This window comes from Streptomyces sp. NPDC054834 (assembly GCF_053611185.1).
Map to the genome: position 1 here is coordinate 21,326 of NZ_JBSGZV010000076.1, position 7,510 is coordinate 28,835.

Annotated in this window: 4 protein-coding genes and 2 pseudogenes; 3 read left to right on the forward strand and 3 right to left on the reverse strand. The window is 67.5% G+C overall.

What is annotated here, in order from left to right; all coding sequences use genetic code 11:
• Positions 1–175: 175 nt before the first annotated feature.
• Positions 176–4,348: a caspase family protein gene (locus ACWGJM_RS46515; RefSeq protein ID WP_453417845.1), complete on the reverse strand. Its 4,173-nt coding sequence runs from the start codon at positions 4,346–4,348 to the stop codon at positions 176–178.
• Positions 4,345–5,244, reverse strand: a complete 900-nt coding sequence (locus tag ACWGJM_RS46520) for an antibiotic ABC transporter ATP-binding protein (RefSeq protein WP_453417846.1) — start codon at positions 5,242–5,244, stop codon at positions 4,345–4,347. Before ACWGJM_RS46520 ends, ACWGJM_RS46515 begins: the two co-directional genes overlap by 4 nt.
• A 137-nt stretch (positions 5,245–5,381) precedes the next feature.
• Here ACWGJM_RS46520 and ACWGJM_RS46525 point away from each other — a divergent pair, with 137 nt between their 5' ends.
• On the forward strand, positions 5,382–5,504 hold the full coding sequence (locus tag ACWGJM_RS46525) for a hypothetical protein (RefSeq protein WP_453417847.1): 123 nt from the start codon (positions 5,382–5,384) through the stop codon (positions 5,502–5,504).
• Positions 5,505–5,778: 274 nt separating this feature from the next.
• Entirely contained in the window at positions 5,779–6,054 is a 276-nt protein-coding gene (locus ACWGJM_RS46530; RefSeq protein WP_453417848.1) for a hypothetical protein, read from the forward strand.
• A 14-nt stretch (positions 6,055–6,068) separates the two neighbouring features.
• Here the strand turns inward: ACWGJM_RS46530 and ACWGJM_RS46535 are convergent.
• A pseudogene (locus ACWGJM_RS46535) lies at positions 6,069–6,302 on the reverse strand (NF041680 family putative transposase); the annotation flags it as partial.
• Between the two features lie 140 nt (positions 6,303–6,442).
• On the opposite strand from ACWGJM_RS46535, the pseudogene ACWGJM_RS46540 reads away from it, so the two are divergent.
• Positions 6,443–7,431: pseudogene (locus ACWGJM_RS46540) on the forward strand (IS3 family transposase); the annotation flags it as partial.
• Between the last annotated feature and the right edge of the window lie 79 nt (positions 7,432–7,510).

Consider the following 7,510-nt stretch of genomic DNA (forward strand, 5'->3'; position numbering starts at 1 on the left):
CTCGTTGTCGGCGTCGGTGAACGCGTGGATCGCCAGGAGGATGGACCGCGCGATCAGCTTCGCGGTGGCAGGGTCGTTACCGGCGGGAGCGGCCTGATCCTCTACGAACCTGCCGCACGGGCAGATGACGTGCTGTGCCTGAACGTGGAAGACCCGCCGGACGGCCTGCGTGGCGTTAGGTGTGTGGGGCGCTGCAGTGCTGCAGCACAACGACTTCGTGGCCCATGCCGAGAAGGATGCAGTCGCCGTAGGCTGCAATTGCTTGCACTGGCAGAGGTTGAGAGAGCACCGTCACGGCACGGTTTGCCAGCAGGTCCCATACGCGCACCGTCCGGTCGTCGGCGGCAGTGACGGCGTGGGGGCGGCCATCAAGCTGCGCTACGGCCAGCGCCCTCACCGCCCCCGTGTGGCCCATGAGCGCGAAGTGTGAGCTGTCGTTCACCAGGTCCCACACCCGTACCGTCTGGTCGTCGCCGGCGGTGATGGCGTAGGGCTGACCGTGGATCTGCGCCACTGCCACCGCTCGCACCCAGTTGGTGTGACCCGTGAAGACGTTTCGGTCGGTACCGGTGGACAGATCCGACACCCGGACCGTCCGGTCGTTTCCGACACTGACAGCGTGAAGACTGCCATCGAGTTGCGTCACCGCCACTGCATTGACCTCGTCGGCGTGGCCCGTAAAGGAACAGCGTTCGGTGCCCGTTGCCACATCCCACACTCGCACGGCCCCATTCTCCCCGCCTGTGACAGCATGGGGCCGGCCATCGAGCATGGCCACCGCCATTGCGCTCACCCGGCTGGCGCGCCCGATAGGGGTGGCCCGTGTGGCGCCAGTGGCCAGATCCCACATCCGAACTGTCTGGTCGTGGTCGGCTGTGGCCGCAAAGGGCCGACCGTCAAGCTGCGCCACCGCCAGCGCACGCAGCCAATTGGCGCGCCCCATGTAGGTGACGCGTGCGGTGCCCCTGGCCAAATCCCACACCCTCACCGCAGGGTCGTCTCCAGCGGTTACTGCATGGGGCTGGCCGTCGAGCATTGCCACTGCCACTGCGCTCACCCTGTTGGTATGGCCGGGGCGTGTGTTGCGTGTGGCGGCGGTGGTCAAATCCCATACCCGCACCGTGCCGTCCCTGCTGGCCGTGATGGCGTGGGGGCGGCCATCGATCACCGTGGCCGCCACCGCTGTAACCGGGCCGGTGTGCCCAGTGAAGTCGGCACGTGGATGGTTGGTGGCTAGGTCCCATACTGTCACCGACCGTTCGTCGCCCGCGGCCACAGCATGGAGCCGGCCGTCGAGCTGCACTGTCGCTACTGCCCTCACCGCGCCGGAGTGGTGGCCTGAAAGGGAATTCCGTACCCTGCCCGAGATCAGGTCGAGCACCACCAAGCGGTCGTCGCCCGCAGTAACAGCATGGGGGCGGCCGTCGAACATGGCCAGCGCCATAGCGTTCAGGGAGCGCACGTCGCGGGTGATGGGTTTGTACCTGGTACTCCGGTGGATTAGATTCCAGTTCCGTATCTCCGACCGGTCACTGGCAGTCACAACCTCAGGTCGGCCGTTACGCACCGCCATCGCAACCGCCACCACAGCATCGGTGTGGTCGGTGAAGGCGGCGAGTTCAGTTCCGGTGGTTATGTCCCACAACCGCACCGTGCGGTCGTCGCTGGCGGTGATGGCATGGAGCCGGCCATCGAGCTGTGCCACCGCAACCGCGTTCACTCTGTCGGTATGCCCGGTCAAGGTGACGCGTTCTGTGCCCATGGTCAGGTCCCATACCCGCACCGTGCAGTCGTTGCCGGCGGTGATGGCATGGGGCCGGCCATCGAGCTGCGCCACCGCAACCGCCTTTACCCAGCCAGTGTGACCAATGAGAGTAAGGCGTTGAGTGCCGGTATTCAGGTCCCATACCCGCACCGTGCGGTCGTGGCCAACGGTGACGGCATGGGGTCGGCCGTCAAGTTGCGCTACCGCCACCGCGCTCACTGGGCCGGCGTGGCCAGCGAAGGTGATACGGAGAGCGGGGTGAACGAGGGTGCCGGTGGCCCAGCGGGGGGTCCAAGGACGGGTGCGGGCCAGAACTACAGCAAAGGCGGGTTCCTGGTAGCGAGCGGCGTCGGTGGCAAGGACGTCGCGACGTGCGGTCGGTGAGAGCCCGATGTGGACGGCGGCGGAAGCGCGGTAGATGTCGGCGGTCGGGTGGGCGGTTCCAGTAAATGTGTCCAGGGCACGCAGCAGGGTGTGGGGGTTGGCGTGGACGAGGAATTCGGGGTCGTCCAAGAGGGCGGGCAGAATTCCGCCGGATGCTGCGTGAGTGGCGGTGTGCTGGCGGATGTAGGGGTGGGCTGCGGGCCAGCCGTTGACGTCGGCGGCTTCGTCCCTGGGTGCTAGGGCGGTGAGGGTGCGGGCGATGGTGGCGTGGTCGTCGTGCTGGTGGCCAGGGCGGCGCAGGTGTTCGGCCATGGTCTCGTGGAAGAGGCGGTAGGCCGATCCGTCGTGGGTGGCGGTTTCGACGATGTAGGCGCCCGCATGCCGGTGGAGCCAGTCCAAGTCGTCGTGGGGACAGGCAACGCCAGAGAGAGCTTCAGCGAGGGGCGCCCAGAGGGTGGACCAGGGCAAACCGGCGCCTTGGGCGTAGGCGAGGGGACGCAGCAGTCGTTCGACCTTGGGACGGTCGGGGCCGAAGCGGTCGAGGTAGGCGGCGAAGGCTTCATTCGCGTCGCTGGGCAGACGCTCGCGCCAGCCGGGCTGCGTGGTGTCGATGTCGATTTGGCCGTGGACGAGGGCGCGCGCGGTCATCCGGGCGACCAGGTAGGAAGAGCCGGCGCGTGCGGCGATACCGTCGGCGATCTCGGCGGCCAAGTCCCTTCGGTGACGGTAAGGAGAGCGACTGTCGGGGTCCTGGGCATCTTCTAGGAGGGCGAAGGCGTAGGCGGCGACGTCGCCCTCTGCGATGTAGTCGGCTTTGTCCAGGTCGAGGATATGGACTGCATGCCCGAGGGAAGAGATCTGAGGTCGGCGGGTGCCCACTACGAGCCGTACCGCGGGCAACGTGGAGAGAGGCTGGAGGAGGTCCCGGGCGATGCGGGCAGCCTCTCGGCTGTCGCCGGCGGTCCCGGCCTCATCGAGGGAATCCACGACGACGGCCACCGCTGTGGTCCTGGTAACCATGGCGGCAAGCACGTCGTCACGGTCGGCCGAGCTGGGCAGGCGCAGAGCTGCGGCGAGCTCTGCCGCGAGGTCCTCCAGCGCGGCCCTGCGGGCGTGCAGGGCAATCACGTGAGGGAAGGCGGCCGCCTGCGGGTCACCGAGAGCAGTCCAGACTGATTTCGGGGTGTCAGGATCGCTGAGGGCCAAGAGACGTCCCAGGAGTGCAGATTTTCCCGAGCCTGGGTCGCCGGTCACCACACGAGCCTTGCGGTCGTGATCAGTGCCCGCTGAAGTGAGGAAGGCGATGAGTTCCTGCTGGGCTCGCGAGCGACCGATGAAGTAGTCGCCGCGTTCGCCGACGTGTTCTAGGCCCCGGCTGCGGGGACCGAAATGCCCATCGTGCTGGCGGCGGAGCACGGCAAGGCTCGCAAGGTCGATACCGTCCGCGGGAAGACCGGGTACGAAGAGGGGGCTGGGAAAGAATGGGTCCTGGCCGTCCGTCTCGGCTGTTGTCAGCCGGGCACGCTGCAAGCGGCGGTGGGCGTCGAAGTAGTTGTTAAGGCGTTCTGTGACCTCTCGAACGCCCACGTACTGCTGGGTGGCGCCGTGGCGGGGGTGGGCGAAGACATCGCAGAGGGCATCGACAAACACGTTCTCCTTCGCCCGCTCCTTGGAACGAGCTGCCGCCAGGTGCCAGCGGTTGGCCCGTCCCCGGTGCACGTTGGCCAGATCCGAGGCGAGTCGGCTGATGTCCGCCGTACCTGCCGCCGCGTAACAGGTGTCCAGAATGACCAGTAGGTGCCCCACCGCGCTTTTCACCAGCGGGCGGGCGAGGTCCTCGGCTGCCAGCGCCCTCGTCCAGCGGCCGGGCCTGGTATCGGCGCACACTAGATAGTGGCGGTCGTCCTCGTGCACACCGTGCCCGGCGAAGTACACCACCACCACGTCGTCCGGGCCTAGGCCGGTCTCCAAGGCCCAGTCCTCGATCCCTTCAGCGAGGGCCGCTCGACTTGGATCACGGGCCAGAGAGCTCAGGACCGATTCATAGCCCATCGGCTCCAGCAGCTCCCGCACCCGCCGCACGTCCTCTTCCACGCCGGGCAGGCCTGCGATGTCCGGGGTACGGAAAGCACCGACTCCGACCGCGATCAGGAACCGGCGCCCCACTGCGCCGTGTTCGGCACCCGGTTCGGGCCTCACGCCGAGGGCTCCTGCAGCCCGGCGGCGATGGCGATTGCAGTCTTCGGAGCGGTCAGATAGCGCTCGAAGTCGTGCATCCGCACTCCATTCGTGATCGTTCGGTCCTCCACTCCGCCCAGAGGACCGGACATGAACCGCGGTGCCAGTGAAGCGACTAGGGCCACGATGTCACCCGGGTCTGTTACGTTCGTCCACCGCACCACACCGCCCGGCCACGCACCTCGTCCCTCAACCGGCAGTGGACTTAGCCGCCGGTGGATCAACGGCAGACCCAGTGGCGAGCCCACTGTCACCAGATCCGTCACCGGCCAGCCCGGGTTCTCGCACAACGCCTCATAGGCGACCACCGAGCCAAGCGAATGCGCCACCATCACCCGTGTATCCGCGGTGATTTCCACTGCCACCGCGGCGCGGGCCGCCTGCCAGATGGGCGGCTCGTCCAAATACCGGCGCACCTGCTTCAACTCCGAGACCAGCAGCCGTTTTGCGACCGGCTGGAAGAAGCGTGCCTGGGCCAGGGCGTTCAATCGTTCCCGTACCCACCCTGACAGCAGTGGTCGGGTAGCGGCGTAGGCGGGCCACGCTCGTGTTCGCTCTTCCTCGGCAGGTGCCACCTTGTCGTCGATCTCTGCCGCGTGCTGCCACCACGCGTCGAGGAGCTCCGTCTCTAGGCCTTCCTCCACATCGTGCTCGTCCCATGCAGGCAGATCCTCCGCCCGCGTTCCCGGTTCCACGAACGCGTTCCCGTAGAACGCGCAGGAGACGTCCTTGGGTCCGAGCATCAACTCCGACGACAGCCTCACTCCGTCGCGGGCCGCGGCCGCCAACCGCAACGACAGCAACTCCGGCCCCTGAAACTGCTGAGCGATCCCATGCACCAGCACCACCCGCGCCATAAGCCCTCCCCCGACGGTGTCTCAGACCGCTCACGGTACGACCACCGCCGCGCCCACCACCGACAGATCACAAATTCCCAGCGGCCCCATATTCCCCGCTGTCTGCCCGACGCACACACAGCCTCCGCTTACTGCCAGTGATCAGCGCGGTCGCGGCCGGCGAGCACGGGCACAGTGAGGAGGAACTGCGCTACACCGCGCGGTGTTACCTGACCGCCACCGGCCTGAAGGCCGCCGCGGCGATGGCGAGGGCGCGCTGATCCGCCCTCAGCCCGGTGGTCATGCGCAGGCCGTCCAGGCTGGCGGGGGGTGATGAGGATGCCGAAGAGGGTGGCCACACGGTCATTGGTGCGGATTCCAGGCCCAGCACCCGTGCGGCGAGGCCCGGGGTAAGGCCCATGGACACGGCAGTTTGGTTCACCCAGGAGGCGAATGCCTCGCCGTCTGCGGGGACCGGCACCACCGGGAGTCGCCGCAGCTCCGCCTTGAGAGTGCGTGACGCGACCCGATCAGGTGCTGTGTAGGGTTGTGGCCATGGCCAAGGGGATGGGGCGGCTGCCCAAGGTGGACCTGGACAGCGGCGTCGAGGACGTGACGCTTTCCATCCTGGAGTGGCTTGGCGAGCAGGGGGTCGGTGCCATGATCCGGGTCGACGCGGAGCGCATGCGTGACGGTCAGCCAGCGTGGACATTTGCCGCATCTGGTGGGCCGCTGGACGGTGGGATGAGGGCCGACGGGGCCTCGGTCGCCGAGTGCATGGGCAGGGCGCTGCTTCGATTGCGCGAGGCCGGGCTGGCTGTTCCGTTCTGAAGTCGTGTTCTGCCTCTGAGCTGATCGCCTTCGGTGATGCTTTCAGGGCGTCTGGTGGTCTTGCCCACGTCGTAGCGGGTGGCGGGGTGCCGGTTCTTCGAGCCGAGTGGCCTGCCGGGGCCAGGCCGGTTGGGTTTGGGTGCACGGGCCGGGCAGGGCAGGTTCGGGCGGAGGCTTCTGAACCCCCGGCGGACTCGGGTAGGGGTGAGTCGGTCGGGTTCGGCCGGTTTCTTCCAGGGGCGGCGGAGGTACACGGGCCCTCCACCTTGATCATGGACACCTCGACACTGGATCTTGAGTCCAGGGAGAGGAGTCCCGGGTGGGGACCTACAAGTATTCGGCGGAGTTCCGGGCCGACGCGGTGGCGTTGGCCCGTTCGTCGGGCCGGCCCGTCTCGCGTATCGCCGCAGAGCTGGGTGCGAATCACGAGACGCTGCGGCAGTGGATCACGACGGCGGAGAAGGCCGAGCGGCCCGAGGCAGTTGCGGAGTCGGCGAAGGACGCGGAGAGCGCGGCCTTGCGCAAGCAGGTGCGCGAGCTGGAGATGGAACGTGACATTCTGCGCCGGGCAGCCAAGTATTTTGCGGGCGAGAGGAACTGGTGAGCCGCTTCGAGTTCGTTGCCGACCACCGCGGCGCCTTCGGCGTGAAGCGACTGTGCACCGTGTTGAATTTGTCGAGGTCCGGGTTCTACCGGTGGTTGAAGACCGCCCCGGCCCGCGCCGCGAAACAGGCCGCGGACGCTGCACTCACCCGGCGGATACGCAAGGTCCACGCGGAGTCCGGAAAGACGTACGGGGCCAAGCGGATCACCGCCGAGATTCGCGCGGGCGGTGTGGTCGTCAACCGCAAACGCGTCGAACGGCTCATGCGCCAACACGCCATCCAGGGGCGGAGGCTGAAGCGTCGACACCGAACCACCATTCCGGAGCCCGCCGCCCAAGCGGTACCCGATCTGCGGCGGCGCAACTTCACCGCATCCGCCCCCAACCGGGCCTGGGTCGGCGACATCACCTATCTGCCCATCGCCGGCGGGAAGTTTCTGTATCTGGCCACCGTCATCGACATGTACTCCCGTCGCCTACTGGGCTGGTCGATGGCTGATCACATGCGAGCCGAACTCGTCACCGACGCACTCAAGACGGCCGTCCGCACCCGCGGCGGCCGGGGGGACGACGTCATCTTCCACAGCGATCACGGGGCTCAATACGGGTCGAAGGCGTTCGCCGACGCCTGCCACCGGGCCGGGATCCGCCGGTCCATGGGAGCGGTCGGCACCTCGGCAGACAACGCCGCCGCGGAGTCGTTCTTCGCCTCGCTCAAGCGGGAGATCTTGCCCGACCGGCGCAGCTGGCCGACCGAACTAGGGCCTGTGTGACGTTGTGATCAGCCAGTTGCCTTCAGCAGGTCGTTGATCCAGATCATTGAGGCACGGAGGTGGAGGCCGGCGAGGTAGC

What these genes read in the sequence shown, in the direction of transcription:
- ACWGJM_RS46520 (WP_453417846.1), bottom strand. Translation starts at nt 5,244, where the DNA reads ATGGCGCGGGTGGTGCTGGTGCATGGGATCGCTCAGCAGTTTCAGGGG.
- ACWGJM_RS46530 (WP_453417848.1), top strand. Translation starts at nt 5,779, where the DNA reads ATGGCCAAGGGGATGGGGCGGCTGCCCAAGGTGGACCTGGACAGCGGC.